Here is a 25,900-nt window from a genome sequence, read left to right on the forward strand (position 1 = left end):
GTGGTCGACCACCAGTTCGCCGACGCCCAACTCGCCGCGCTCTACGACCGGTTCCATCCCTGGGACGCCAGGGGCGACTTCGCGTTCTATCTGCCCCGGCTGCTCGCCGCCCGTTCGGTGCTGGACGTCGGCTGCGGCACCGGGACGCTGCTGCACCGGGCCAGGGAGGCCGGCCACGACGGGCGGCTGGTCGGACTCGACCCGGCCGAGGGCATGGTGGCGCTGGCGCGCCGGCGCGAGGACGTGGAGTGGGTGCGAGGCGACCTCGACTCCCTCGGCGGGCGGCGGGAGTTCGACCTGGTGGTGATGACCGGGCACGCCTTCCAGGTGCTCCGCACCGACGAAGAGGTGCGCGGCGCGCTCGCCGCCGTCCGCGAACTCCTCACCGAGGACGGGCGGTTCGCGTTCGAGACCCGCAACCCGGCGGCCCGCGCCTGGGATGCGTGGACGCCCGAGCACGCCGTCAGCGTCGTGGACGAGCACGGCGCCGAGGTCACCATGGCCCACCGCGTCGACCTGCCGGTGGCGGGGGAGACGGTCAGCTTCACCACCACCTACACCTGCCCCGACTGGCCGCGCCCGGAGACCAGCCGCAGCACGCTGCGCTTCCTGGCCGCGCCGACGCTCGACCGGCTGCTCGCCGAGGCGGGACTCGTCGTGACGGAGCGTTACGGCGACTTCGCCGGCGGCCCGTTCGTCCCCGAGGGGTCCCAACCGAGCCCGGAGATCGTCACGTTCGCCCGCCGCGCCGCCCCCCGCTGAGGAGGGGCGGCGAACGCCCGGGACGCGCCCGTGGGAACGGGGCGCACCGGGCGTTCGGGGGCCGGCTCAGCGCCAGTTGGCCTCGTCCGGGTCGGAGCCGACCCGGTTCGGGGTGTCCAGGGCGGCGATGGCGGCGAGGTCCTCGTCGTCCAGCTCGAAGCCGAAGACGTCGAAGTTCTCCGTGATCCGGGACGGGGTCACGGACTTGGGGATCACCACGTTGTCCAGCTGGAGGTGCCAGCGGAGCACCACCTGGGCCGGGGTGCGGCCGTGCTTCTCGCCGATCCGGGCGAGCGCCGGGTCGTCCAGCAGCCCCTTGCCCGAACCCAGCGGCGACCAGGCCTCGGTGACGATGCCCAGCTCGCGGTGGAAGGCGCGGGACTCCTCCTGCTGGAAGTTGGGGTGCAGCTCGATCTGGTTGAGCGCCGGCACGATCTGGGTCTCGTCCAGCAGCCGCCGCAGGTGCTTCGGCTTGAAGTTGGAGACGCCGACCGCGCGGGCCTTCCCGTCGGCCAGGATCTTCTCCAGCGCCTTCCAGCTCTCCACGTAGAGGTCGTGGGCCGGCGCGGGCCAGTGGATCAGATAGAGGTCGACGTAGTCGAGGCCCAGCTTGGCGAGCGAGCGGTCGAACGCGGCGAGCGCCGTGTCATAGCCCTGGTCGCTGTTCCACAGCTTGGTGGTGACGAACAGCTCCTCGCGCGGCAGCCCCGAGGTGGCCAGGGCGCGGCCGGTGCCCTCCTCGTTGCCGTAGATGGCGGCGGTGTCGATGCTGCGGTAGCCGGCGGCCAGGGCCCGCCCCACGGCGACCTCGGCCTCGTCGTCGGGCACCTGCCAGACGCCGAAACCGAGCTGGGGCATCTGGACGCCGTTATTGAGAGTGACTTGGGGGACGCTACTCACGTGCGATTTCGTCCTTGTCTGATCGTGAACGATCGGATTAGTGGCCGTCTTACATAATCACGGATCTGACCAGTGGAACCAGGACGGGGGCGTCGTTCTTCCCCGGGGGCTGGGGCCGTGAGGGACCCGTGCCGTTCGGTGAACGGTCAGCCCGCCTCGGCGGCGCGGTCGCCGGGGTCGGCCGCGAGGTCCGCACCCAGGTTCAGGCGCTCGGCGCCGCTGTAGACGTTCATCGAGGAGCCGCGCAGGAAGCCGACCAGGGTCAGGCCGGTCTCCGTCGCCAGGTCGACGGCCAGCGCCGAGGGCGCCGAGACGGCGGCCAGCGTCGGGATGCCCGCCAACACCGCCTTCTGCACCAGCTCGAACGAGGCCCGCCCGGAGACCAGCAGCACCGTGTCGCGCAGCGGCAGCGCCCCGGCCGTCAGGGCGTGGCCGACGATCTTGTCCACCGCGTTGTGGCGGCCCACGTCCTCGCGGACGTCCAGCAGCGCGCCGTCCGTCGAGCACAGGGCCGCCGCGTGCAGCCCGCCGGTGCGGGCGAACACCCGCTGCGCCGCGCGCAGCCGCTCCGGCAGCTCGGCCAGCACCGCCGCGTCGATCCGGGGCCCGGTCGGCAGCGGCAGCTCCCAGCGGGCGGTGGTGCGCACGGTGTCCAGCGAGACCCGACCACACAGCCCGCACGACGAGTTGGTGAACACCCGCCGGTCCAGCGAGACATCGGGCCCCGGCACGCCCTCGGCCAGCCGCACGTCCACCACGTTGTAGGTGTTGGCGTCGTCCGGGCCCGTCGCGCCGGCGCAGTAGGCGATCCGCGCCAGCTCGGCCGGCTCGGCCAGCACGCCCTCGCTCACCAGGAAGCCGCTGGCCAGCGCGAAGTCGTCGCCCGGGGTGCGCATGGTCACGGCGAGCCGGCGCCCGTTGACCCTGATCTCCAGCGGTTCCTCGCCGACCAGGGTGTCGGAGCGCGTGGAGATGGCGCCGTCCCTGACGCGGATGACCCGGCGGCGTTCGGTGACCCGTCCCATGTCCGCCATGATGGCACCGCCGCCCGCCACGACGGCACCGCGCGGCCCGAGCGCGCCGCGGGGGCGGACCGGCGTCGCCCCCCGGTCCGCCCCGCGCCCCGCGCTCAGCCCCTGGCGCGCAGGCTCTCGGGCGGGCCCAGATAGCTGGGCCGCAGCCCGCCGGTGTCCACCACCAGCTTCTGGAGCACCACCGTCGGGTCGACCATCCAGAACTTCAGCAGATGCCGCCCCGCCTCGGCCACGGTGTGCTCGGTGGCGATCACCGTGGCATTGTCCGAGGTGTTGCGGGCCCACTGCGGGTTCATGTTCTGGTCGTCCGAGCCGGTGACGGCGGTGACGTTCACCGATTGCGGGGCCTCGTCGTCCAGCGAGACGGCATAGGTCAGCCCGTCGGTCGGCAGCACGTTGTTGCGCGGCGACAGATAGGCGTACACCCGTACCGGCCCGGTGGTGAAGAGCGTCAGCTCGTACTCCAGCCGGGGGCCGCGCCCGCCGGGCCGCTGGCGGGGCGCCGTCACCGGGAACGGGGTCACCCCGGCGCCGGTGCGGCCGAGGTCGGGCAGTGTCCGCCAGGAGACGCCCGCCGTGTTGACCGCCCGCCGGTAGTGCGCGGCCTCGATTGACACATAGCCGTTGGCCTCGACGAAGCCGGCCAGCCGGCGGAGCGGGACGCCCGGGTTGTCCACCTCGGCGAGCACCTCCACCTCGCTCCCCGCGCCCGAGACGATGACCGGCACCGTGTGCCGGCCCTCGGGCGCCCGGTCGAAGTCCACGCTCAGCTCGACCCGCACCTGGTCGTGAACCGTGCCCGACGGCTCGGTGACGGACAGCCAGGACTCGGCCGGCGTGACGGTGTACGCGAACGGCTCGGTGCCCCGGTTGAACACCTCGATGTACTGGCGGGGTTGACTCTGGTAGGGGCTGAACGTCGGTAGCACCGCCGGCCGTTCGGCCTCGGGCCACCACAGCTCGGAGCCGTCGATCGCCACCCCCAGCTCGGCGCGGGAGGCGGGCTCGATCCGGCGGACCGGCGGGAACACCTCGTCGGGCAGCGCCACATGGTTGGGCGTCTGCGGCTGCTGCCAGGGCGCGTCGGGCCCGTAGCGCTCCACGTCGCCGTAGCCGATCTTCGGCTGGGTCTGGAAGCCGGCCCACTTCCCGTCCGCCAGCTCGTTGTTGTAGTACTCGGACATCGCCTGGTCGTCGGCGAACCTGGCGTCCGTCGCGTCCGCCAGCTCGTTGGTGGCCAGCCGCCCCTGCCGGGCATAGTGCAGGCTGGTGAACTCGGCGGCCCGCAGGGCATAGAGGTTCGCCGTCGCCTCCACCTGGTACTGCACCAGCTGGTAGTAGGCATCCTGGTAGCCCGCCTGGAGCGACTCGCCGATCCGCTGGACCCGGGCGTCCAGTTCCTCCCACTCGGCCGTCACCCGCTCCAGCTCGCGGTAGTCGGTGAGGCTGAACGGGGTCGCCTGGTCGTCGTAGACCACGGCCGTCGGGTCGGTCGCCAGGTCCCTGTCCGGGTCGACGGTGATCCGCCGGTTGAGCAACTCCGGCTTGCGGCGCGCCTGGAGGACCCCGTAGGCGTGCAGCACCTCGGCGATCGCCTCGGCGTGCTCGGGCCCGAAGTTCTGCCGGGCGTACCGGCGTTCCCACTCGCCAAGCGCCTCGATGTCCCAACGCTCCGGGTCCCAGGCGTAGTCGAGGAAGAACTGGAGCGGCATCTCCTCCGCCTTGAGGTCGCCGACGTTGACCACCCACAGCCGGTCGATGCCGTACGCGTACGTCAGGTGCAGCTGTTCCCAGGTGGAGGCCAGGTTGATGGTGTCCACCCACTTGTAGTTGCGGCCCACGCCCACGTAGTCGAAGTGGTAGTAGAGGCCGTAACCGCCCTCGCGCGGCGGGAGTTGGGGGTCGGGGACCTTGCGGAGGTTGCCCCAGTTGTCGTCGCAGAAGATGACGGTGACGTCGTCCGGCGGGCGTAGCCCCTCGTCCCAGTAGTGCTGGACCTCCTTGTAGAGCGTCTGAACCTGCGGGATGCTCGACAGCGCATCGTCGGTCAGCTCGTCCAGGATCTCCCGCTGGCTGGCGATGATGCTCTCCATCAGCTCGATGCCGTCGCCGTCCGGCAGGCTGACGTCGCCGTTGCCGCGCATCCCGAGGGTGACCACGCCCTCGAAGCCCTCCTCCACCATCCGGCGGATGCCGTCGGCCCAGTACTCCCTGATGGCCTCGCCGTTGCGGCGGAAGCTCCACTCGCCGGTGCCGCCGTATGGGTCGCTGCCCGGGGTGACGATCTCGCCGTTCTCGTCCCGCACGGCCGGGGTCGCGTGCCGGTTCCACTCCTCGATGCCGCGCATCATCGGGCCCTCGTGCGAGGTGCCCATCACGATCCCGTACTCGGTCGCGGTCGCGTGGTTGGCCGGGTCGTCCTCGGCGAACGCGCGCCCCCAGACCGCCGGCCACAGGTAGTTGGCCTTCAGCCGCAGCATGACCTCGAAGACCCGGGCGTAGAAGGCGCTGTTGAAGCCGTTCGGGAAGCCGGGGGCGTGCCCGGAGCCGAAGAACGCGGGCGCCCAGGTGCCCAGCGCCGGGTTCTCGTCGTTGATGAACAGACCCCGGTACTTGACGGCCGGGGTGCCCTGGGTGTGCTTGCCCGGCAGCGCGTAGAGGGTGTCGTGGTGCGGGGTCGGCACGTCGTCCCACCAGTACCAGGGGGAGACCCCGGCCTGGCGGGACACCTCGTAGACGCCGAAGATGGTGCCGCGCTGGTCGCTGCCCGCGATCACCAGCGCGCGCCGCACGCCGGGCAGCGGGTCGTGGACGACCTGCTGGCGGCTGGTCTCCCACCGCCCGGCGATGCCCTGGACGTCCAGCTTGCCGGCGGCGACGAGGCGGTCGATCAGGGGACTGCGGCCGACGGTGCCGACGATGACGGCCGCGTCGAGCCGGCCGGCGACCTCCCGCAGGATCTCGGGGGCGCGGCCGGTGACGCGTTCGATGTCGGCGCTCAGGTCGCCGACCACCCGCACGACGCCGGGGAAGTCGTCGTCGCTGACGAGCAGCGGGGCGGCCCGCCCGTCGGCGACGAGCGGCAGGCTGCCGGGCCGCCAGGTCTCGGTGATGAACGTCTCTCGGGAATCGCGGCGGTCGGTGGGACGGGCGGGGGCGGCGGCGTTGGCCGGGACGGTGGGGACGGCGGTGGCAGCGACGGTGAGCGGAAGGATGCTCAGAAAGGCACGCCGGCTCGTCATGTTCAGCTCCGCGCGGTGATGGGGGAACCGATAATTATCGGAATGGTTCCGGAAGGCTATTGACGCTCCCTGGGTGGGTCAAGGGGCGTGCAACGGCCGGATTCCCGCCGGCGGTTGGGGCGCGGGAGGCCGAAAAACTTTCGGTTGTCCTCGGCCTCCCGGCCGGCACCCTCAGCCCGCCGAGGCCGCCCGGTAGGCCCGCCAGCCGCCGTGGTGGGAGATGTCGGGGGCGCCCGCAGCGGCGGCGGCCTCGCAGAGGAAGCCGGTGACCTCCCGGCCGTCACCCAGCCGCACCCGGCCCAGCGCCAGCGGCGCCGGCAGCCCGGCCAACAGCCGCCCCAGCGCCGCCGGCGGCAGCGACCACAGCTCGCCCTCCAGCGCCTGACCCGGCTCGCCCGCCGCCACCCGCAACACCCCGGGCCGGGCCGGCTCGCCCGGCAGCGCCACCATCCGGTACTCCGGCGCCGTGCGCACCGCGCCCGCCAACCGGGCGCCGGCGGAAGTGAGTTGACCGTTGAGCGGCTGTCCCGACAGATGCGCGCCGAAGACCACCAGCGGCAGTCCCGGCGCGCCCAACGCCGGGCGTTCGGCGGACAGTTCCTCGCCGGTGAGCGCGGCGGCCACGTCGGCGGCCACCCGGTCGGCGAAGCCGCGCGCGATCACGGTCACCCCGAACGGCCCGCCGTCCACCTCGCCGGCCGGCACCGCCACGGCCGAAAGGTCCAGCAGGTTCACGAAGTTGGTGAACGTGCCCAGCCGGCTGTTCACCCCTACCGGATCGGCCGCCACCTCGGCCAGCGTCGGATGCTCGGGCGCAGTGGGCAGCAACAGCACGTCACAGCCGTCGAGTTGGGCCATCGCCTCGTGCCGCAGCTCGGCCAGCCTCGCCAGGTCGGCGGCGTAGGCGTGCGCCGACAGCCGCCCGGCCGCCGTGATGATCGACCGCACCGTGGGGTCCACGCCCGGCGCCCCGCCGGTGGCCGGATCGTCGAGGAACGCGCCGACGGCGGCGTACCGTTCGGCCGCGAACGCGCCGCCGTAGAGCAGCTCGGCCGCCCGCAGGAACGGGCCGAGGTCGATCGTCTCGATCCGGGCGCCGGCCGCCGCCAGCCGCCCGACGGCCGCGTCGAACGCCGCCCGCCAGCCCGGCGCCAGCACCCGCAGCGCGCCCTCGGCCGGCACCGCCACCGTAGGCCGCGGCGGCGCCGCCAGCGGCGCGTCCGCCGGCCAGCCCCGGCCGCCCACGCCCGGCCGGCCCTCGGCCATCACCCCGGCGACCTCGCCGGCCAGGCCCAGCGTCGGCGCGAAGACGGTCAGGCAGTCGAACGACCGCGCAGCCGGCACCACGCCCTCGGTCGGCACCAGGCCCAGCGTCGGCTTGACGCCCACGATGCCCTGGAACGCGGCCGGCACCCGCCCCGAGCCCGCCGTGTCCGTGCCCAGCGCGAAGTCCACCACGCCCAGCGCCACCGCCACCGCCGAGCCCGAACTCGACCCGCCGCTGACCCGCTCCGGATCGCCGGCCGAGCGCACCGGCCCGTGCGGGCTGCGCGTGCCGACCAGCCCCGTCGCGAACTGGTCCAGCGCCGTCTTCCCCACCACCAGCGCCCCCGCCGCGCGCAGCCGGGCCACGGCCGGCGCGTCCCGCCCTGGCGCGTAGGCGTAGCCGGGGCAGCCGGCGGTGGTGGGCAGCCCGGCCACGTCGATGTTGTCCTTGACCGCGCAGACCAGGCCGGCCAGCGGCAGCGCCGCACCGGCCGCCACCCGGGCGTCCAACGCGGCGGCCTCCGCGAGCAGTTCGGCCTCGGGACGGACGGCGATCCACGCCTCGGGCCTGGCCCGCTCGGCCAACAGCGCGAGGGCGCGCCGGGTCCGCTCGACGGCGGTGATGGTGCGGTCGGTTCCGGGTCGGTCGGTACGGGGGGCGGTGCTGCGCAACGGAACTCCTGGTGCTGGGCGCGGTGTCGCGTGCGGAACGGTTCGGATGGGGGGCCAATGGGCCGCCGGCTAACGCGTGTTGATGCTCGTGGCGCGGGCCGGGCGGGCGCATCAGCGTTCCCGCAGGGCCTGTTGGGCGATGGCGCGCGCCGCGTGCTCGGCCACCACCTCCAGCGACTCGCCCACATGGCGGCGCAACGCGGCCAGCGCCCCGGCCAGTTCACCCGCCAACACCGCCTCGACGATGGCCAGATGCTCGGCGATGGTGCGCGCCACCCGCTCCTCGCTGAGGTAGTCGTACATCCGCACCGGCCGGATGCGCACGTTCACCGACTCCAGCGTCTCGGTCAGCCGGGGGTTGCCCGAGGCCGCCAACAGCGTCTGGTGGAAGTCCTCGTCCCACAGCACGAACCCCGGGTCGGGCGGCGGCGGTTGGTCCCGCAGCCTCCGCCAGCCGTCGCGCAGCGGCTCCAGCAGCGCGACGTCGTGCGTCACCAGGTCGGACTCCAACGCCCGTGCGATGCCGCGCAGTTCGACGGTGACCCGCAGCTCGTAGAGGTCGCGCAGCTCGCCCAGGCTGGGCCGGGCCGGGTAGTAGCCCTCGTCCCGCCGCTCCACCAGCCCGTCGGCCATCAGCCGCACCAGCGCCTCCCGCACCGGCGTGCGGGAGACCGCCAGGCGCTCGGCCAGCCGCACCTCGACCAGCCGGTGGCGCGCGTCGAACTCGCCCGCCAACAGCAGGTCCCGCAGCCGGACATAGACCTCCGCCCTGCGGTCCCGGCCCGCCCGCGCGCCGGACACGGCGGCCGGCGGGGCCAGCGCCCCGGGCGGCGCGGGCGGCCGGCCCTCGGGTGTCGACGAGGCTGCATACAGCGGTGCGTCCATGGCCGGCGACCCTAGGAAGCGCGCGTTTCCCCCGCTTTGAGCGCGGATCGCGGGCGTGTTACGGACCGCACCCCCGTGTTACGGGCGACCGCCCCGGTCCGGCCCCTGGGCCGTCCCGGCCGGCGGACACCCGTTGACGGGAGCGCCGGCCGCTGTTGCACTGGAACGCATGAACCGCGCGCGCACGCTGGTCACCCGCGACCACATCGACTTCGGTCGGGTGTGGTCCGCCTCCTGTCCCCGCGCCGCGCTCGCCAGCTGACGGCCTTCGCCGCCAACTCGGCGCCCCGCCCGAGGCGTTGACCCGGGCCCCATCGCCGCACGGTTCGTTCCGCCACGCGCCCGGCGTCCCGCACGCCCCCGCGCGTTCCGACCACCCCGCTTGGCACCAACCCCGCCGCGCGCCCCCACCCGGGGCGAGCGCGGCCGAAAGGCGTGATCACCCATGCCCGTCGAGTTCCTCGGCATCGCAGCGACCAACGACGGCTCGGAGACAACCCCGCGCTCAGGGCCCGCCTTCGACCCCGACTACACCGTCCGACTCGGCCGGGCCCACGAGGACCACGGCTGGGACCGGGTGCTCTTCGCCTACAGCTCGGGATCGCCCGACCCCGCCACGGCCGGCGCCCTGCTCGCCTCCCGCCTGGACCGGCTCCAGATCCTCCTGGCCCACCGGCCCAACCTCTCCTACCCCACCTACGCCGCCCGGGTGTTCGCCACCCTCGACCAGATCAGCGGCGGCCGGCTCACCGTCCACTTCATCACCGGCGGCAGCGACCACGAGCAGCGCTGCGAGGGCGACACCCTCACCAAGGACGAGCGCTACGCCCGCACCCGCGAGTACATCGAGATCGTCAAGAAGGTGTGGACCCGACGGGAGGCGTTCGACCACGAGGGCGAGCACTACCGCTTCCACGACTACGTCAGCGATGTCTTCCCCGTCCAACAGCCGCGCCCCGGCGTCTCGTTCGGCGGCTCCTCGCCGGCCGCGCTGGCCGCCGGCGGCGCCGAGGCCGACATCTACTGCCTGTGGGGCGAGCCGCTGGAGCGCACCGCCGAACAGATCGCCGCCGTCCACGCCGCCGCCAGGGCCGCCGGGCGCACCACCCCGCCGCGCATCCAGGTCGCGTTCCGGCCGATCATCGCGGCCACCGAGGAACTCGCCTGGGAGAAGGCCCACCGCACCCTGGCCGCCATCAGGAGCCGAGGCGGCCGCCCGCGCCGCCACCCCAACCCCAACGGCGGCCCGCAGAACACCGGTTCGCAGCGCCTGATCGCCATCGCCGAACAGGGCGAACGCTACGACCGCGCCCTCTGGACCCCGACCGCAGCCGCGACCGGGGGCGGCGGCAACTCCAACGCCCTGGTCGGCACGCCCGAGACCGTCGCCGAGGCGCTGCTGGACTACTACGACCTGGGCGTCGACATCATCTCGGCGCGCGGCTACGACCTGCTGGGCGACGCCATCGACTTCGGCCGCCACGTCATCCCGCTGGTCCGCGCCGAGGTCGCCCGCAGGGACGCCGCAGGGCAGGCGCGCGCCGGGCAGCCGCGCGCCGGGCGCACGGCCGGCGCGTTCGACAGGGAGGCGACGCTCACCACCTCTTGACGCCCCTCCACCCGGACCCGGACAATCCGACGGAGGGCCTGCCCGACGGGCGTGTCGCACGGAAACGGACGGAGCACTCCATGGCGGACGGAACGACGAGGGTGCGCCCAGCCGCTCCTCGGCGCCCCGCGCTGCCCGCTTCGCGCCCCCCGCGACTCTTCTCGCGCCCCGCGCGGCCCGTGTTCGCCGCGCACAGCGCCGCGCTCGCCGCGCTGTGCGCGCTTCCCGCGCCCAGGCTGTTGACCTGCCGGCGCCACATCGATCTGCTGCGCGTCAACAGCGCCGTCTAACCCCGGCCACACGGCGGTCGCGGGCTCCCGCCCCGCGACCGCCCTCTCTCCTGCCCGCCTGCCCTCGCGTGCCCGTCTGCCTCGCGCCCCGCGCGGAGAAACGTCCCCAAGGGAGAGCCATGCCCGCAACGACGCCGACCTCGCCGACGAACGGCCCCTGTCTGGTCCGCGAACGCATCGGCACCGATGCCAAGAGCGGCCACTACCCGGCACCGCACCGCTACCGGCTCCATCTGTCGCTGTCCTGCTCGGACGGCCTGCGGGTGGCGATCACCCACGCACTGCTGGAGCTGTCCGACGTCCTGCCCGTGACCCTCCTGCCGGCGCTCCCCGACGACGAACACGGCCGGGCCGAACTCCGCGCGGCCTACGCGGCCACCGTCCACGGCCACGCCGGGCCCGTCAACAGCCCCGCGCTGACCGACCGTTGGACCGGGCGGCTGGTCAGCAACCACGTCCCCGACATCCTGGCCGACCTCAGCCTCCGCTTCCGCGCGCCCGACCGACCCGAACTGCGTCCCGCCGAACTGGCCGCCGGGATCGACGCGTTGACGCTGCGCTGCGAGCGCGACATCGGCGAGGCCGCCCAGCTCGCGGGGGAGGCCGGCGCCGGCGAGGCGGGGGAGTGGGCGTTGGAGACGCTGCTGGCGACGCTCACCGCGTTCGACCGCCGGGTGGCCGACGCGCCGTTCGTGCTGGGCGACGAGCTGACCGCCGCCGACGTCGAACTCTGGGTCGCGCTGGTGCGGTTGGACACCGTGCACCGCTGCCACCTGGGCGCGGACGCGGTGCACCGGATCGCCGAGCACTCGGCGCTGTGGGCGTACGCGCGGCGGCTGTGCGCGCACCCCGCCTTCGGCGGGCAACTCCGCCTGACCGACATGGCCCGCCGCCACGCGCACCGCTGCCGCGGCCTGGAGGCCGCCGGCGCGGCCGTCCAGATCATCGACTGGACCCCGACCCCGAACGCCCTGACCCGCTGAACCGCGCGAGCGGTTCAGCGGAAACGCGACGCCGCAACGGCCTGGCGGCCGTTGCGGCGTCGCGCTCGGGGGTGGCGGGCGTTCAGTCCGAAAGCAGAAAGTCGATGTCCTCGATGGTGTGCCAGACGTCGAGTTCGCGCGGGGAGAGGGTGTGGAATGCCGCCCTCTCCCGGAGCTTTTCCTCGCTCATGTGAACCTCTTCGAGCAACCGCACCCGCTGCGCCTCCAACTCCTCCCGCGTGCGGCGGATGACGGCAGACATTGAGTAACTCCCTTCGGTGCCAGTCCAGTTGAGCGAAACCTCTACTGGTCCGCCAGAAGGTAGTCCAGCCCCTCGATCGTGTGCCACACCAGAAGCTGATCCATCGTCAGTGCGTGCACCTCCGCCTGCTGGCGGAGCCGCTCGTAGGAGAGACCGGTCTCCCGTAGCAGCTCCGCGCGTCGCATCAGCGCCTCCGCGCGGGTCATGCGGATCACCGTCGGCATCGCAGCCCCCTTCTGTCCACCGCAGTGAACCAGGCCGAACCGACAACCAACCTGACAGCCGCCCGAGGTTTCACTCGAACGGGGCGCCAGCGCATCCCTTCCGGGAACGGTCTCGTCGGCGCCCGTCCGTTCCCTCTACGGAATATGCCGCCCCGTGATCGCGCGGGCGATCACCAGGCGTTGGATCTCGCTCGTGCCCTCGAAGATCGTGTAGATCTTCGCGTCCCGGTACATCCGCTCCACCGGGTGTTCGCGGCTGTAGCCCGCGCCGCCCAGGATCTGGATGGCCTTCTCCGTTGCGGCGACGGCCAGTTCGCCCGCGCGGAGCTTGGACATCGAGCCCTCGCCCGCCGTGAACGGCTTCTCGTTGCGGCCCATCCACGCCGCCCGCCAGATCAGCAGCCGCACCGCGTCGATCTCGGTGCGCAGGTCGGCCAGGGCGAAGGCGATCGACTGGTTCTCCACGATCGGCCGGCCGAACGCGACCCGTTCGCCTGCGTAGTCGAGCGCGTACTCGTACGCCGCCCGCGCGATGCCCAGCGCCTGGGCGCCCACCGTCGGGCGGGAGACCTCGAACGTGGCCATCGCCGCCTGTCCCTTGGCGCGGTCGCCCTCGCGGGCCCTGGCCAGCCGGCGTTCCAGGCGTTCCCTGCCGCCCAACAGGCAGGAGCCCGGCACCCGCACGTCGTCCAGGAAGACGTCGGCGGTGTGCGAGGCGCGCAGGCCCAGCTTCCTGATCTTGCGGTTGCCCACCAGCCCCTTCGTGCCCGGCGGGACGACGAACGCCGCCTGCCCCCTGGCGCCCAACTCCGGTGCCACGGAGGCCACCACGACATGGACGTTGGCGATCCCGCCGTTGGTGATCCAGGCCTTCTGGCCGCTGAGCACCCACTCGTCCTTCGCCTCGTCGTAGCGGGCCCGCGTGCGCATGGCCGCCACGTCCGAGCCGGCCTCCGGCTCGGAGACGCAGAACGCCGCGACCCTGGGGTCGTTGGCGTCGCCGAAGCACTGCGGCACCCACTCCACCAGCTGCTCGGAGGTGCCGGCAGCGAAGATCCCGGCGACGGCGAGCGAGGTGCCGAAGAGGGCCATGCCGATGCCGGCGTCACCCCAGAACAGCTCCTCGTTGGCGATCTGGAGCGACAGACCCGAAGGGTCGCCGAACATCTCGGCCAGCGACTCGAACCCGTAGAGGCCGATCTTGGCGGCCTCCTGGATCACCGGCCAGGGCGTCTCCTCGCGTTCGTCCCACTCGGCGGCGGCCGGCCGGACCACGCTGGAGGCGAACCCGTGGACCCATTCCTTCAGATCCCGCTGTTCCTCGGTCAGATCAAGGGAGAACCCGGTCATCGACGCTCAGCCCTTCGGGATGTCGAAGAGGCGGGTCAGCCCCGAGGCGACGCCGATGTCGCCGGCTATCCGCACCTTGCGGGTCATGAACATCGTCACGGGACTGCCGTTGCCCGAGACCAGTTTCAGGAACTCGGCGTCCGCCATCGTCAGGGTGACCCGGGGCCTGGCGGCGTGCGCGCCCTCGCGCACCGTGCAGGTGCCGTCCGCGATGCTCGTCTCCCACACGGCCGTTGACTCGCCGGTGATCTCCCAACGGATCACGGCGTTCAACGAACCCGCGTTCTCCGGGCGGAACTGCCGCTCCATCCGGCCGAAGATCTCGGCCAGCACCCGGGCGCGCAACTCCCCGCGCATCAGCTCGGCGATCTCCCTGGCCGGCGTTCGCTTCACCAACGCCGCGAACTCCTCCGGGGTGACCTGCGCGAAGTCCAGCTCGCCAAGTTCCGAACCGCTGTCGGCCATCGTTGGTCCGTCCTCACCGAAGTCGCGCCGGCCCGGGGGGCTGGGGCGACTCCCTTCCGCTGTACCTACCGTACCTACTGTCAAGTAGACTTACTGAAAAGTAAGATTACTGGCGGCGTGGGTAGGCTGACAAGAGTGACCACTGAGAGGACCCGGCGGCGACTCCCGAGAAGGGTGCGTGAACGGGAGATCGTCGACGCGGCGCTGCGGGTCTTCGCCCAGCGCGGCTACCACGCGGCGGTGGTGGACGAGATCGCGGACCTCGCCGGGATCTCGAAGCCCATGGTCTATCTCTACCTGGGCTCGAAGGAGAACCTGTTCGTGGCCTGCGTGCGGCAGGCCGCCGAGGCACTGGTGACCGCGTTCCGGCAGGCCGCCGACAGCGGGGACGGCCCCCAACTCCGGCTCTGGCGCGGGCTGTCCGCGTTCTTCGCGTTCGTCGCCGAACACCGCGACAGCTGGGTGATCCTGCACCGGCAGACGCCCGAGCAGAGCGAGGCCATCACGGAGGAGCTGGAACGGGCCAGGGAGTCGGTGATGGCGGAGGTGACCGACCTGGTGCGGCGCGGCATCGACGAGGGCGGCGCCGACGCCCGACTCGGCGCGGCGGACGCCGACTTCGTCGCCTCGGCGCTGGTGGGGGCGGCGGACTCGCTGACGGACTGGATGGAACGGAACCCGCAGGAGACGCCGGAGCGCGTGGCGCTCCGGCTGATGAACATGATCTGGGTCGGGATGCGCGATGTCCTCGGCGGCGAGATGTGGTCCCCACCGGGGGACTCCGTCGGCTAGCGGAGCGCCCACGGCCGGTGCGTTGGTCGGGCGCCGTCGGCGGGGGTGGCTCTGCCGGGTGGTCGGGCGCCCACGGCCGGTGCGTTGGTCGGTGTGGGGATGGCCGCCGGGCGAGTCGGTGCGTGTGCTGGTGCTCGGGGGACGCCAGGTCGTCGAACGTGCGCCGGGTCGGCGGGGCTTGGCGCGGCGCGGGGGCGCCCCCTTCGGACGAGATCCGCCCTGAGCGGCCTGCGCTCGGTGCCCAGCCGCTCCGCACGAACGGGTAACCCACCGCTTCGGGCCGCGCCTTGCGCGGACGCGCGCCCCCTCCCGGGCGCTAAGCCGCGCGCAGCGCGCCTCGCGCCCCGCTCAGGGCGGCGGCGGTGGCGTGATCTCGCCGGTCAGCAGGGGGCGGCCGGTGGCGGCCGTGAGGCGGAACGCGTGGCCGCCGTCGTGGGTCGGGGCGGCGTGGAAGGTGGGGTGGGAGGGGAGTTGCGCAGGGGCGCGGAAGCGCACGTTCACCGTGAAGGCTTCCGGCAGCACCTCGTCCAGCGCGGCCAGCGCCCGCGCCGCCGTCCACATGCCGTGGGCGATGGGCCGGCGGAAGCCGAACGGTCGGGCGGTGAGCGGGTGCAGATGGATCGGGTTCCGGTCGCCCGAGACCCGCGCGTAAGCCCGGCCCAGGTCGGCCGCCAGCGCCCAACGCTCGGTAACGGTCGGCTCGTTGCCGTTCACCTGCTCGGTCCCGGCCGGTGGAACTCCGTCGCGCGCCCCGGCCCCCCGATCGTCGTCGGGCTCCGTGCCGGCAGCCGGCCACCCGGCATCGGCGCGTCCCGTGCCGTCGCTGAGCCCGCCTGTGCCGGGGTGACCGTGCCCGGTGGTCTGAGCGCCGCTCCGCTCCGCGTCCGCGGGCCACGGCCTCATGGGCCCCGCGCCACCCGCCCCCGCGCCAGCGGGCCCCGCGCGCCGAGCGCCCGCGCCCGCGCGCTCGTCCCCGCTCGCGCCCGCGCGCCCCCGGCGCAGATACGTGCTCGTGGCGCGCCACACCACCACCCCCGCCGCGTCGCGGACCTCGGCGACCACCGCGAACGCCGTGCCACGCGGGTGCGGCTCCGCCGCCTCCGCGTGGACGGCGACGCTCAGCGCCTCGTCGGGCGCCAGCGGGCGCGACTGCTCGATCGCGTCGGCCAGGTGGACCAGGCCGAGCGGCGGATGCGGGAAGTCGCGGGCCGTCAGCAGCCGCATGGTCAGCGGGAACGCGAGGAGGTGCGGGTAGGTGGCGGGCAGCCGGCCGGTGGCCGAGGGGGCGGGAAAGCCGCAGAGCGCCGCGTACCGGCGCAGCCGCGCCGGCTCGTGCGGAACGCGGGACAGGCGCAGGGTGCGCGCCGGGAGCGTGCGGCCAGCGGAATCGCGCCGGGGGCGCAGCGCCCGCGCATAGCTGGCGAGCAGCCGGGGCGGGCGGGGAAACACCAGCTCGGCAGGGGACACGGACACGCTCACGCCCCCAACAGCGCCTGGCCGCACACCCGCAGCACCTGCCCGCTGACGGCGCCGCTGGCCGGCGCGGCCAGATAGGCCACCGCCTCCGCCACGTCCACCGGCAGCCCGCCCTGCGCCAGGCTGTTCATCCGCCGGCCCGCCATCCGCACCAGCGCCGGCACCGCCGCCGTCATCCCGGTCTCGATGAAGCCGGGCGCCACCGCGTTCACCGTGATCCCGCGCTCGGCGAGCCGGGGCGCCAGGTGGCCCACCAGGCCAACCAGGCCCGCCTTGCTGGCCGCGTAGTTGGTCTGCCCGACGTTGCCCGCCAGCCCGCTGATGGAGGAGGTGCAGACGATCCGGCCGCCCTCGCCCAGCTCGGGCAGCAGCGCGTCGGTGAGCCGTTCCACCGCGATCAGGTTGACGTCCAGGACCGCGCGCCAGCGCTCGGCGTCCATCCGGGCCAGCGTCCGGTCCCTGGTGATGCCGGCGTTGTGCACCAGGATGTCCAACGCGCCGCCGGCGTCGGCCGGTTGGGCCGCGAGCCGCTCGCGCAGCCGGTCGCCAGCGTCCGGGGCGGTGAGGTCCAGCGGAACGGCGAGCCCGCCGAGCCGTTCGGCCCGTTCGACCAGCGGGTCGCGCTGGCCGGGGGTGTCCAGCGCCACGACCCGGGCGCCGTCCCTGGCCAGGGTCTCCGCGATGGCCGCGCCGATGCCCCGCGCCGCGCCGGTGACCAGGGCGGTGCGGCCGGTCAACGGGCGGTCCCAGTCGGCCGGTTGGGGGCCCGGGTCGCCGGCGGCCAGCCGGAGCGGCTGGCCCGAGACATAGGCCGACCTGGCGGAGAGCAGGAAGCGCAGCGTGGACTCCAGCGTCTCCTGGCGCTCCGCGCCCGGTGCGAGCAGCAGGAGTTGGGCGGTGGCCCCGCCGCGCAGCTCCTTGCCGAGCGAGCGGACGAAGCCGTCCAACGCACGCCGCGCCGCCGCCTCGCCCGCCGTCGCCGCGTCCTCGGGCGCGCCGCCGACCACCACCACCCGGCCGCCGGCGGCCAGCGACCGGACACGGGGGTGGAAGAAGGCGTGCAGCCGGTCGAGTTGGGCGGGCGAGGCGATGCCGGTGGCGTCGAAGACCAGCGCGAACGGCCGCGCCGGCCGCTCCTCGACGCGGGCGCCGCAGGCGTCGAGCACGGCGTGCAGCGCCTTCTCCGCGCGCGCCCCCTCGGCGTGGCCGAGCACCACGGGGCCGGCGACCGGCGGCGCCCCCGGCCGGTGGCGGGGCAGCTCGACGGGGCGCGGCAGGCCCAGCCGGCGGACCACCCGGGCGCCCACCCGGCCGGTGGCGAAGGAGAGATAGCGGTCGGCCATTGATTTCCTCCCTACTCCGGGGTAAGTCTACTGGCACGTTAAGCAGTCGGGTTCGGCACCACAAGAGGCGGCGCGGGCGGCATCATCGTCGTTGCGCGGCCGCGCCCTCCGGAGCGCGGCCGACAGCCTCACGCGGCGAGCAGCCCCACGCGGCGAGCCGCCGCACACAGCGAGCGAAGGAGCAGCCCACCATGACCCGCACCGGTCGCCGGGTGGCCGTACTCGGCGGAAACCGCATCCCGTTCGCCCGTTCCGACGGGCCCTACGCCACCGCCTCCAACCAGGAGATGCTCTCCGCCGCGCTGGCCGGCCTGGTCGAGCGGTTCGGGCTGCGCGGAGCGCTGCTGGGGGAGTTCGTCGCGGGCGCGGTGGTCAAGCACAGCAGGGACTTCAACCTGGCCAGGGAGACCGTGCTGGGCAGCGCGCTGGACCGGCGCACGCCCGCCTACGACGTCCAACAGGCGTGCGGCACCGGCCTGGAGACCGTCATCCTGGTCGCCAACAAGATCGCCCTGGGCCAGATCGACGTGGGCGTCGCCGGCGGCGTGGACACCGCGAGCGACGTTCCGCTGGCGCTCAACGACCGCCTGCGGCAGGTGTTGTTGCGCACCCGCAGGGCCAAGGAGTGGAAGAACAGGGCCCGTTCGCTAACCGGGCTGCGGCCTGGCCAGCTGGTGCCGGAGATCCCGCGCAACGCCGAGCCGCGCACCGGCCTCTCGATGGGCGAGCACGCGGCCCGCACCGCCGCCGAGTGGGGCATCGCCCGGGAGGCGCAGGACCGGCTCGCCGCCGACAGCCACCAGCGGCTGGCCGCCGCCTGGGACGACGGCTTCTTCACCGACCTGGTCACCCCGTTCCAGGGCCTGGCGCGCGACCAGAACCTGCGCCCCAACAGCACGCCCGAGCGACTGGCCACGCTCCGCCCGGTGTTCGGCCTCGACGGCCCCAACCCGACGATGACGGCGGGCAATTCGACGCCGCTCACCGACGGCGCCGCCACGGTGCTGCTGGCCAGCGAGGAGTGGGCCGCCGAGCGCGGGCTCCCGGTGCTGGCGTATCTGACGCACGCCCGCACCGGCGCGGTGGACTTCGTCGACGGGCCCGACGGGCTGCTCACCGCGCCGGCCCGGGTGGTGCCCGAGCTGCTGGACGCGGCCGAACTCACCCTGGCCGACGTGGACTTCGTAGAGATGCACGAGGCGTTCGCCTCCCAGGTGCTGGCCACCCTCGCGGCCTGGGAGGACGCCGAGTACGGCAAGCGCGCGCTGGGCCGGCCGGGCCCGGTGGGCACTGTGGACCGGGCGCGGCTGAACGTCCACGGCTCCTCGCTGGCCACCGGCCATCCCTTCGCGGCCACCGGCGCCCGCATCGTGCCCACGCTGGCCAAGATCCTGCACCGGGAGGCCGCGGGCCGGCCCGAGGACGCGCCCCCGGTGCGCGGGCTGGTCTCCGTCTGCGCGGCCGGCGGCCTGGGGGTGACCGCGTTGCTGGAACGCTGACCCGCGCCGGCCCCCAACGGACAACCCCGGCGGGCACCGGCGCCCCGCCGGGGGAGCCCCGGCCCGAGGAGACGGCGGACGACCCACGCACGAGACGACCAGGCAGGGACGAGCCGGGGCCGGAGCGGGCCTCGGCAGGGAACGGGAGCTGACATGGGCGTGAGGCAGGACATGAAACGCGTGCGGGCGCGCGGCGGTTGGGCGGACCGTGTGGTGCCCGAGCTGGTCACCGACGACGCCGGCGCGGTGCGCCGGGTCACGGTGCCGCCGCTGGTGGAGCCGCCCACCGAGGGCTCCACCGCCGACATCCCGTTCCGCAACGCCGCCGAGGCGCCCGACGCGGTGGTGCTGCGGCGGAAGGAGGGCGAACGGTGGGTGCCGGTCACCGCCGCCGGGTTCGCCGCCGAGGTCAGCGCGGTGGCCAGGGGCCTGGTCGCCGCCGGCCTGCCGCCAGGCGGCCGGGTCGCGCTGATGTCCCGCACCCGCTACGAGTGGGCGGTGCTGGACTTCGCGATCTGGGCGGCCGGCGGGCAGAGCGTTCCCGTCTACCCGACCGCCTCCGCCGACCAACTCGCCTGGCAGCTCGCCGACTCGGGCGCCACCCAGCTGATCGTGGAGACCGCGGAACACGCCGAGGTCGCCGAGCGCGCCGTCGCCGAGCTGCCCCAACGCCCGCGCCGGTGGCGGCTCGACGAGGACGCCCTGGCCCAGCTGGTCGAACTCGGCCGCGACACACCGGAGTCGGAGATCACCGAACGCCGCGCCGCCCTCACGCCCGACACCGTCGCCACCCTCACCTACACCTCAGGCACCACGGGACGCCCCAAGGGCTGCGCGCTCACCCACGCCAACCTGCACGCCGAGACCGCCAACCTCACCGAGCTGCTGATCCCCGTTTTCGAGGAGGTCACCGGGCAGCGCCCGACCACCCTGATCTTCCTGCCGCTCGCGCACATCCTGGGCCGCACCATCCAGATCGCCTGCCTCGCCGGCCGCGTCGTCATCGGCCACTGCCCCAGCGTCAAGCCGGACGAGCTGCGGCCCCAACTCGCCTCTTTCCAACCGACGTTCGTCGTCGGCGTGCCCTATCTCTTCGAGAAGATCCACGAGACGGGCCGCGCCACCGCCGAACGCCTGGGCCGGGGCGCCTCGTTCGAGCGCGCCGACCGGATCGCGGTCGACTGGGCCAGGGCCGAGCTGAACGCCTACCACGGCACGGGCCCGGGCCCCGGGCTCGGGCTGCGCGCCGCCAAGGCCCTCTACGACCTGCTGGTCTACCGCCGCATCCGGGCCGCGCTCGGCGGCCGGCTGCGCTACGCGATCAGCGGCGGCTCCCCGTTGGACGAGCGGCTGAGCCTGTTCTTCTTCGGCTGCGGGGTACTGGTCTACGAGGGCTACGGCCTGACCGAGACCACCTCGGCCGCCACGCTCAACCCGCCGCTGGCCCCCCGCTTCGGCACCGTGGGCCAGCCGGTGCCCGGCACCTCGGTCCGGATCGACGACGACGGCGAGGTGCGGATCGCCGGCGGCATCGTCTTCGGCTCCTACTGGGCCAACGACTCCGCGACCCAACAGGCCCTGAACGACGGCTGGTTCCACACCGGCGACCTGGGCCGGCTGGACGCCGACGGCTATCTGACCATCACCGGACGCAAGAAGGACCTCCTCATCACCAGCGGTGGCAAGAACGTCTCGCCCAGCGTCCTGGAGGACCGGCTGCGGGGCCGCCCGCTGGTCGGCCAGTGCATGGTGGTCGGCGACGGGCGCCCCTATGTCGCCGCGCTGATCACCCTCGAACCGGAGGCGAGGGAACACTGGTTGGCCGTCCGCAAGCGCCCGCGCGACACCCCGATCGCCGAACTCCGCGAGGACCCCGAGCTGTTGGCCGACCTCCAACGCTCCGTGGACTACGCCAACGAGGCCGTCTCCCGCGCCGAGTCCATCCGCCGGTTCACCGTCGTCGAGGGCGAGTTCACCGAGGAGAACGGCCTGCTGACGCCGTCCCTGAAGATCCGGCGAACGGCCGTGGCCGCCGCCTACGCCGAGCAGATCGAGGCGCTCTACGCCGAGCGACGCCGGGGGAACCCGGCCGGCTGAACCGGTCCCCGGCGGGGGTCGGCGTTCCGTTTGCGCTCGCTCCTGGCTGACTTGGAAGTGGGTTGATGAACAGGCCAGTTGACGCGCTGACGCGGTGGCCGTCATGGCCTACCATTCGGCCAGGGTTCACGCGCTGTCCCCGAAGGTGCCCCTGACGGTGATCGAGTTCGTGCGAAGGGCATGGGCATGGCTGAGCACGGTACGGACACTCTGGCTTGGCGCAAGAGCAGTTACAGCGGTGCCTCCGGCGGAGACTGTCTGGAGGTCGCGCGGGTGCACGGTGGGCTGGTCCCGCTGCGGGACAGCAAACGCGCCGGCGGCCCGGTGGTGGCGGTCCCGATGGCGGCCTGGCGGGCCTTCGTCGGCTCGGTCGAGGGCGAACGCCGCCGCGCCGAGCGCCGAACCCGCGCCGAGCGCTGAACCCGCGCCGAGTGTTCTCGTGCCGAGCGCTGACGGGACCCGTTCGGCCACGCCCCGAAGCGGCACCGCGCGGGGCAGTGTTGCGCCGCGATGGGTCGGCGTTTGTCATTCGTTCGGTGGAACGAGCGGCGTAGCGGGAGAAGCGGCGGGGGCGCGACCAGAAGGATACGGTCGTGCCAGACGACGTGCTCAACGCCTTCCCGTTCTTCCCGCGCCAGGTCGCCGTTCCGCCGCTGACCCCACGGCAGCCGGCCTGCGGACGGTGTGGCCGGGCGCTGTGGCCCGACGTCACCGTGCCCGGCCGGCCGCCGGTCTGGGCCTGCCCGTTCTGCGGCACGCCCGAGGGCCGGTTCTGGCACCCGCACCACGGGCGGCACTGCCCGCACGGCTACCCGTGGCCCCTGCTGCGCGACGCCCCCGCGCACCTGTTCATCTGCTACTGAACGGTGCGGGTCCGGCGGAGTGCGTCAACGCCTTCCGGGCAGTGGGACGTTGGCCCAGTCCATGTCGGTGGCGAGATAGAAGCTCGGGTGGGAGGGCTGGTTGTAGGTGGTCTGCTGGCGGGCGACCTCGACGCGGTACTGGGGGTCGTGCATCAGGGTGTAGAGCTTGTGGTCGGTGACCTCGGTGCTGGTGTAAATCCGGATCGCCGAGCTGTCGACGGTGGGCAGCAGCACCTCCTCCCGCCAGTCCCCGTGGATGTCCGCGACCAGCGAGGGGTTGCCCTTCCACCAGTTGTTGGTGGTGGTGCCCTCGGCCGTCAGCAGCGTTCCGCGCCGCCAGTCCTCGATGGTGGGCACCACATACTCCTCGGTGGTGGCGCCGCGCATCTGCTGGGTGGTGAGGTCGCCGGCCCACCGCACGCTCTGGTTGGCGGCCGGGTTCTCCCCGTCGATCGGCTCGCCCGACGCGCTCCACAGCCCGACCGGATCGGCCGTCGGGTCCTCCGCCGAGTTCGCCCATACCTCAAGCCCCGGCAGGTCGGGGTCGATCTCGCCGACCATGGCCCGCGCCGTGTCCACGCCCGTGTAGCCGCCGAAGAGGACCTCGCCGGTCTCGGCGTCCCTGAGGGCATAGCCGAAGGGAGCCGAGGTGCCCCCCTCGTGCGAGGTGAAGATCTCCAGTCCTGGGTTGGTGGGGTCGATGTCGGTGATGTGCATGGCGTCGCCGTGGCCGAGTTTGGCGGGTTGGCCGGGGTTGGGGGCTTGGGGTGGGAGGGGTGCGGTGGAGGAGTAGAGGAGGTCGCCGTTGTCGTCGAGGGTGGCGGAGCCGTAGATGATCTCTTGGCGTCCGTCGTGGTCGATGTCGGCGGAGGAGAGGGAGTGGAAGCCTTGGGTGGTGAGGGTGCCGTAGGTGGGGTGGGTGCCGTCGCGGCCGTGGGGGGAGTCGTTGAAGGGGTTGGTCATGGGGGTGTGGCCGGAGTCGATGGTCCATTGGGTGTGGATGCGGTGGCCGTCGTAGTGGTAGGCGGCCAGGGTGGTGCGGGTGTAGTAGCCGCGGGCGAAGACGGCGGCGGGGGTGTGGCCGTCGAGGTAGGCGACGGTGGCGAGGAAGCGGTCGACGCGGTTGCCGGGTTCGATGCGGGGCATGGCGTAGTCGCCCCAGAGTAGGCCGTCGTCGTCGCGGTCGGGCCAGTAGCGGACGGTGTCCCGTTCGCGGCCGGTGTGGCCGTCGATGACGGTCAGGTATTCGGGTCCGTCGAGGATGAAGCCTTCGAAGGCGCGGAGTTGGTTGCGTTCGGAGCGGGCGGGGGCGTAGGTGTCGATGAAGTAGTCGGCCAGCGCTTCGGCGTCCGCCTGGTTGAGCGGGTAGTCGTAGGTGGGTTCGGTGCCGAGGGCTTCCTCGATGGTGGCGGGCCAGTTCCCGGCCGTTACTTCGGGGTGGTCGGACCAGCCTTGGAACATGCCGACCAGGTGCTGGTAGTAGTCGGCGGCGGAGAGGCGGTAGTCGTCGCTGTGGCGGATGCCGGCGCGTATGTCCTCGCGGGGGAGGGTGATGGGGCGGGTGCTGGTGGGTCGGCCACGGTCGTTGTAGCGGGTGATGGTGGTGCCCGGCGCGGTCTTGAACATGATCTCCGCCCGGCCGTTGCCGTCGAAGTCATAGACCAGGAACTGGGTGTAGTGCGCGCCGGCGCGGACGTTGACCCCGAGGTCGACCCGGTGCAGCAGGGTGCCGTCCAACTCGTAGGTGTCCAGATAGACATTGCCGGTGTAGCCGACCTGCGAGACGTCCTTGGAGTTGGAGGGGTCCCATTTGACGACGAACTCGTACGCGCCGTCGCCGTCGACGTCCCCGACGCTCATGTCGTTGGCGGAGTAGGTGTACTCCTCCCCGGCCGGGGTGACCCCGCCCTCGGGGCGCTGTAGCGGGATCTCGTGGAACCCCTCACCCGCCGCCGCGACCGCCCCACTGGCCCGCTGCTCCCGCCCGTCGACCAGGGCGGCGACCCGGTAGGAGGAGTCGGTGGTGCCGTCCGGGTCGAGGAAGTTGGTGGAATCCGTCACCGTCGCGATCGGCCGGCCATCCCGGTAGACACGGAAGTCCACACCGGTCAGCCCGGTCTCGGAATGCCCGTCCGCCTCCTGACCCAGCAACCGCCAACTCAGAAACACCCCCTCCCCACTGGCCACCGCCACCAACCCACGATCCAACACCTCCAGTTCAGGACCACCGCGCCCCGGGCGCTCGCCGCCCGCCGCGCCGGGCGCGCCGCCGAGCAGGGTCGTCGCGGTCAGGAGCGAGGCCAGGGCGGCGGTCGCCAGCCGGCGTGCTCGCCTGGTGTGTCGCATGGTGCTTCCTCTCTGGAACGGGATGGTGCGGGTGGTGCGGGTGGTGCCAGGGTTCGGGGGGCTGGGGGGAGCGAGGCCCGGGCGTCCGTGGCGGCGAGGGTGCTCCGCCACGGACGCGTCCGGAGGGATGCCGGCACGGGGTCGGCCGGCTGCGGTCAGCAGCTGTTGTCGGTGCTGTTCTGGAAGGTGATGTTGATCGTCACGTTCTCGCCGCAGGGGTTCTCGGTGAGCCGGGAGTTGACCAGCGTGAAGCCGCGCAAGGTGATGTCGCGGTTGTTGGCGAACTCGGTACGGGCCGCCAGCCGCACCTCGCCGCCGCCGGAGATGGTCCCGCCCTGGCTGGCGATCGTGACGTTGTAGCAGTTTTCGATGAGAATGGCGTTGTTGCCGGTGTCGGCGATGTCCACCCGGTCGATGACCGCGCCGCCGCTCTGCGAGACGCAGAAGATCCCGCGCCCGCCGCCCCGGGCGATGACCTCGCCGACACGGATGTTGGTGCTGTAGTTGTTGAGCGCCCCGTTGCGGTTGGCCATCCGGAACGCCGCATAGCCGGTGCCGCTGGCCACGTCGGTGGCGCGGATGGTGCCGATGTTGGCGTTGATCGTGTCGTTGAGGAGTAGCCCCGACTCGCCGACCGAGGACGCGGTGATGGTGCCGGCCGTGAAGCCGTCCACGCCGTAGGTCTCGACGGCGTGGCTGCCGGCGCCCGAGATGGTCGCCGAGTCGATGCTGACATTGGTGGTGCGCTGGCTGGTGTTGCCGTGGTTGTCCACGCGGATGCCGAGCCCACCGTTGAGTTCCATGGTGATGTCGCCCATCGCGACGTTGTGGGCGTTCTGCACGAAGATCCCGAAGTACGGGGCGCCGTGCATGTTCTCGACGTAGGGGATCGCCACGTTCTGGGCGTTGCGCACCCGGATCGGGGCGTGGGTCGCGGCCATCTGGCCGGTGACGTTGAGCGTTCCGCAGACCTCCAGGGAGGTGTGGCTGGGCAGGTCGAGGGACTGGTTGGCCGGCACGTCGCCGGAGCCCCGCACGACGACGGACTCCATGCTGGTGCGGCCCGGGGTGAGGCTGGCGACGCCGGCGCGCATCGCCTCCAGCATCGAACTCCCGCTGTAGCCGGGGGCGTTCCAGGTGTTGCCGTTGCGCGTCACCTCGGCGTCATAGCTGCCGTCGCCGCAGGCCAGGGGGCGCGGGTCGGCGGATGTCGAGGGGGTGTCGGTCGCCTCGTCGGCCATGGCGGTCAGGCCGCCGGCGCCCGAGGCGAGAACGGCCGCCAGCGCGGCGGCCAGCAGGGCGAACCGGCGTCTGGCACGAGAGGGGAGTGCGGCTCTGCTTCCCATCGCTGCTCCTGAGTGGGGGAGGGGAGGCCAGGGGCGTCATGGCGGTGTGAATCGACCGGGTGGAACGGGCAGAACTAGGTGAATCGATTCATTAACGGCGACATCTCCGGTCCTCCGATGGAGAGGTGCTTGGGGGTGCTCGCGATACGCGGGCGCTTGGAGCGCTCGCGGTCTGGCAGTATGGCAACGGGCCC

21 protein-coding genes are annotated in these 25,900 nt (G+C 73.2%); 8 read left to right on the forward strand and 13 right to left on the reverse strand.

Translation table 11 applies throughout. From position 1 onward, the window contains the following. Entirely contained in the window at nucleotides 1–762 is a 762-nt protein-coding gene (locus tag FH609_RS10640; protein ID WP_139666723.1) for a class I SAM-dependent DNA methyltransferase, read from the forward strand. A 66-nt stretch (nucleotides 763–828) separates the two neighbouring features. Here the strand turns inward: FH609_RS10640 and FH609_RS10645 are convergent, their stop codons facing one another. The 5 genes from FH609_RS10645 to FH609_RS10665 form a co-directional block, all read right to left on the reverse strand. Further along, on the reverse strand, nucleotides 829–1,662 hold the full coding sequence (locus tag FH609_RS10645; RefSeq protein WP_139666722.1) for an aldo/keto reductase: 834 nt from the start codon (nucleotides 1,660–1,662) through the stop codon (nucleotides 829–831). A 146-nt stretch (nucleotides 1,663–1,808) separates the two neighbouring features. Beyond that, nucleotides 1,809–2,687 carry a formate dehydrogenase accessory sulfurtransferase FdhD gene (fdhD, locus tag FH609_RS10650; protein WP_139666721.1) on the reverse strand — a complete coding sequence of 293 codons (879 nt, stop codon included), beginning with the start codon at nucleotides 2,685–2,687 and terminating at the stop codon, nucleotides 1,809–1,811. A gap of 104 nt (nucleotides 2,688–2,791) precedes the next feature. Further along, nucleotides 2,792–5,938 (reverse strand): glycosyl hydrolase 115 family protein, encoded by a 3,147-nt coding sequence (locus tag FH609_RS10655; RefSeq protein ID WP_139666720.1) that lies wholly within the window; start codon nucleotides 5,936–5,938, stop codon nucleotides 2,792–2,794. A gap of 171 nt (nucleotides 5,939–6,109) precedes the next feature. Next, entirely contained in the window at nucleotides 6,110–7,876 is a 1,767-nt protein-coding gene (gene atzF, locus FH609_RS10660) for an allophanate hydrolase (protein WP_405378874.1), read from the reverse strand. A gap of 111 nt (nucleotides 7,877–7,987) precedes the next feature. Then, nucleotides 7,988–8,761: a GntR family transcriptional regulator gene (locus tag FH609_RS10665; protein ID WP_139666719.1), complete on the reverse strand. Its 774-nt coding sequence runs from the start codon at nucleotides 8,759–8,761 to the stop codon at nucleotides 7,988–7,990. Between the two features lie 445 nt (nucleotides 8,762–9,206). Here FH609_RS10665 and FH609_RS10670 point away from each other — a divergent pair, with 445 nt between their 5' ends. Beyond that, nucleotides 9,207–10,370 (forward strand): LLM class flavin-dependent oxidoreductase, encoded by a 1,164-nt coding sequence (locus FH609_RS10670; protein WP_139666718.1) that lies wholly within the window; start codon nucleotides 9,207–9,209, stop codon nucleotides 10,368–10,370. 409 nt (nucleotides 10,371–10,779) lie between these two features. Further along, nucleotides 10,780–11,643, forward strand: a complete 864-nt coding sequence (locus tag FH609_RS10675) for a glutathione S-transferase C-terminal domain-containing protein (RefSeq protein WP_139666717.1) — start codon at nucleotides 10,780–10,782, stop codon at nucleotides 11,641–11,643. A gap of 82 nt (nucleotides 11,644–11,725) precedes the next feature. Here the strand turns inward: FH609_RS10675 and FH609_RS10680 are convergent, their stop codons facing one another. The 4 genes from FH609_RS10680 to FH609_RS10695 form a co-directional block, all read right to left on the reverse strand. Further along, a complete protein-coding gene (locus FH609_RS10680; protein ID WP_139666716.1) occupies nucleotides 11,726–11,905 on the reverse strand; it encodes a hypothetical protein in 180 nt (59 codons plus the stop codon). Nucleotides 11,906–11,946: 41 nt separating this feature from the next. Then, nucleotides 11,947–12,129, reverse strand: a complete 183-nt coding sequence (locus FH609_RS10685; protein ID WP_139666715.1) for a hypothetical protein — start codon at nucleotides 12,127–12,129, stop codon at nucleotides 11,947–11,949. 135 nt (nucleotides 12,130–12,264) lie between these two features. After that, nucleotides 12,265–13,479 carry an acyl-CoA dehydrogenase family protein gene (locus tag FH609_RS10690; protein ID WP_139666714.1) on the reverse strand — a complete coding sequence of 405 codons (1,215 nt, stop codon included), beginning with the start codon at nucleotides 13,477–13,479 and terminating at the stop codon, nucleotides 12,265–12,267. 6 nt (nucleotides 13,480–13,485) lie between these two features. Further along, nucleotides 13,486–13,944 (reverse strand): SCP2 sterol-binding domain-containing protein, encoded by a 459-nt coding sequence (locus FH609_RS10695; protein WP_139666713.1) that lies wholly within the window; start codon nucleotides 13,942–13,944, stop codon nucleotides 13,486–13,488. A 135-nt stretch (nucleotides 13,945–14,079) separates the two neighbouring features. Between FH609_RS10695 and FH609_RS10700 the strand changes: the two genes are divergently transcribed. Then, on the forward strand, nucleotides 14,080–14,736 hold the full coding sequence (locus FH609_RS10700; RefSeq protein ID WP_139666712.1) for a TetR/AcrR family transcriptional regulator: 657 nt from the start codon (nucleotides 14,080–14,082) through the stop codon (nucleotides 14,734–14,736). A 348-nt stretch (nucleotides 14,737–15,084) separates the two neighbouring features. Here the strand turns inward: FH609_RS10700 and FH609_RS31585 are convergent, their stop codons facing one another. Together FH609_RS31585 and FH609_RS10710 are read right to left on the reverse strand one after the other, a co-directional pair. Continuing rightward, the gene (locus FH609_RS31585; protein ID WP_226961548.1) at nucleotides 15,085–16,209 is read right to left on the reverse strand and encodes a MaoC family dehydratase; all 1,125 of its coding nucleotides are present in this window, start codon (nucleotides 16,207–16,209) and stop codon (nucleotides 15,085–15,087) included. Between the two features lie 2 nt (nucleotides 16,210–16,211). Beyond that, nucleotides 16,212–17,555 carry a 3-oxoacyl-ACP reductase gene (locus FH609_RS10710; RefSeq protein WP_139666711.1) on the reverse strand — a complete coding sequence of 448 codons (1,344 nt, stop codon included), beginning with the start codon at nucleotides 17,553–17,555 and terminating at the stop codon, nucleotides 16,212–16,214. Nucleotides 17,556–17,746: 191 nt separating this feature from the next. Between FH609_RS10710 and FH609_RS10715 the strand changes: the two genes are divergently transcribed. The 4 genes from FH609_RS10715 (at nucleotide 17,747) to FH609_RS10730 (ending at nucleotide 22,014) form a co-directional block, all read left to right on the forward strand. Continuing rightward, a complete protein-coding gene (locus tag FH609_RS10715; RefSeq protein ID WP_139666710.1) occupies nucleotides 17,747–19,054 on the forward strand; it encodes an acetyl-CoA C-acetyltransferase in 1,308 nt (435 codons plus the stop codon). Between the two features lie 153 nt (nucleotides 19,055–19,207). Further along, nucleotides 19,208–21,151: an AMP-dependent synthetase/ligase gene (locus FH609_RS10720; protein ID WP_139666709.1), complete on the forward strand. Its 1,944-nt coding sequence runs from the start codon at nucleotides 19,208–19,210 to the stop codon at nucleotides 21,149–21,151. A 186-nt stretch (nucleotides 21,152–21,337) separates the two neighbouring features. After that, the gene (locus FH609_RS10725; RefSeq protein ID WP_139666708.1) at nucleotides 21,338–21,571 is read left to right on the forward strand and encodes a DUF397 domain-containing protein; all 234 of its coding nucleotides are present in this window, start codon (nucleotides 21,338–21,340) and stop codon (nucleotides 21,569–21,571) included. A 173-nt stretch (nucleotides 21,572–21,744) separates the two neighbouring features. Beyond that, nucleotides 21,745–22,014 (forward strand): hypothetical protein, encoded by a 270-nt coding sequence (locus tag FH609_RS10730; protein ID WP_122183935.1) that lies wholly within the window; start codon nucleotides 21,745–21,747, stop codon nucleotides 22,012–22,014. A 24-nt stretch (nucleotides 22,015–22,038) separates the two neighbouring features. Here the strand turns inward: FH609_RS10730 and FH609_RS10735 are convergent, their stop codons facing one another. Beyond that, nucleotides 22,039–24,360, reverse strand: a complete 2,322-nt coding sequence (locus FH609_RS10735) for a rhamnogalacturonan lyase (RefSeq protein WP_139666707.1) — start codon at nucleotides 24,358–24,360, stop codon at nucleotides 22,039–22,041. A 155-nt stretch (nucleotides 24,361–24,515) separates the two neighbouring features. Further along, nucleotides 24,516–25,706 (reverse strand): right-handed parallel beta-helix repeat-containing protein, encoded by a 1,191-nt coding sequence (locus FH609_RS10740; RefSeq protein ID WP_139666706.1) that lies wholly within the window; start codon nucleotides 25,704–25,706, stop codon nucleotides 24,516–24,518. Nucleotides 25,707–25,900: the final 194 nt, after the last annotated feature.

The organism is Streptomyces sp. 3MP-14 (assembly GCF_006334905.2).
Lineage (GTDB): Bacteria > Actinomycetota > Actinomycetes > Streptomycetales > Streptomycetaceae > Streptomyces > Streptomyces triticirhizae.

Bases quoted from the DNA above. Each gene is read 5' to 3' on its own strand.
- FH609_RS10735 (WP_139666707.1), bottom strand. From the start codon at position 24,360: ATGCGACACACCAGGCGAGCACGCCGGCTGGCGACCGCCGCCCTGGCC.
- FH609_RS10740 (WP_139666706.1), bottom strand. From the start codon at position 25,706: ATGGGAAGCAGAGCCGCACTCCCCTCTCGTGCCAGACGCCGGTTCGCC.
- FH609_RS10725 (WP_139666708.1), top strand. From the start codon at position 21,338: ATGGCTGAGCACGGTACGGACACTCTGGCTTGGCGCAAGAGCAGTTAC.
- FH609_RS10710 (WP_139666711.1), bottom strand. From the start codon at position 17,555: ATGGCCGACCGCTATCTCTCCTTCGCCACCGGCCGGGTGGGCGCCCGG.
- FH609_RS10695 (WP_139666713.1), bottom strand. From the start codon at position 13,944: ATGGCCGACAGCGGTTCGGAACTTGGCGAGCTGGACTTCGCGCAGGTC.
- FH609_RS10720 (WP_139666709.1), top strand. From the start codon at position 19,208: ATGGGCGTGAGGCAGGACATGAAACGCGTGCGGGCGCGCGGCGGTTGG.
- FH609_RS10675 (WP_139666717.1), top strand. From the start codon at position 10,780: ATGCCCGCAACGACGCCGACCTCGCCGACGAACGGCCCCTGTCTGGTC.
- fdhD (WP_139666721.1), bottom strand. From the start codon at position 2,687: ATGGGACGGGTCACCGAACGCCGCCGGGTCATCCGCGTCAGGGACGGC.
- FH609_RS10655 (WP_139666720.1), bottom strand. From the start codon at position 5,938: ATGACGAGCCGGCGTGCCTTTCTGAGCATCCTTCCGCTCACCGTCGCT.
- FH609_RS10665 (WP_139666719.1), bottom strand. From the start codon at position 8,761: ATGGACGCACCGCTGTATGCAGCCTCGTCGACACCCGAGGGCCGGCCG.
- FH609_RS10715 (WP_139666710.1), top strand. From the start codon at position 17,747: ATGACCCGCACCGGTCGCCGGGTGGCCGTACTCGGCGGAAACCGCATC.
- FH609_RS10670 (WP_139666718.1), top strand. From the start codon at position 9,207: ATGCCCGTCGAGTTCCTCGGCATCGCAGCGACCAACGACGGCTCGGAG.
- FH609_RS10690 (WP_139666714.1), bottom strand. From the start codon at position 13,479: ATGACCGGGTTCTCCCTTGATCTGACCGAGGAACAGCGGGATCTGAAG.
- FH609_RS10680 (WP_139666716.1), bottom strand. From the start codon at position 11,905: ATGTCTGCCGTCATCCGCCGCACGCGGGAGGAGTTGGAGGCGCAGCGG.
- FH609_RS10685 (WP_139666715.1), bottom strand. From the start codon at position 12,129: ATGCCGACGGTGATCCGCATGACCCGCGCGGAGGCGCTGATGCGACGC.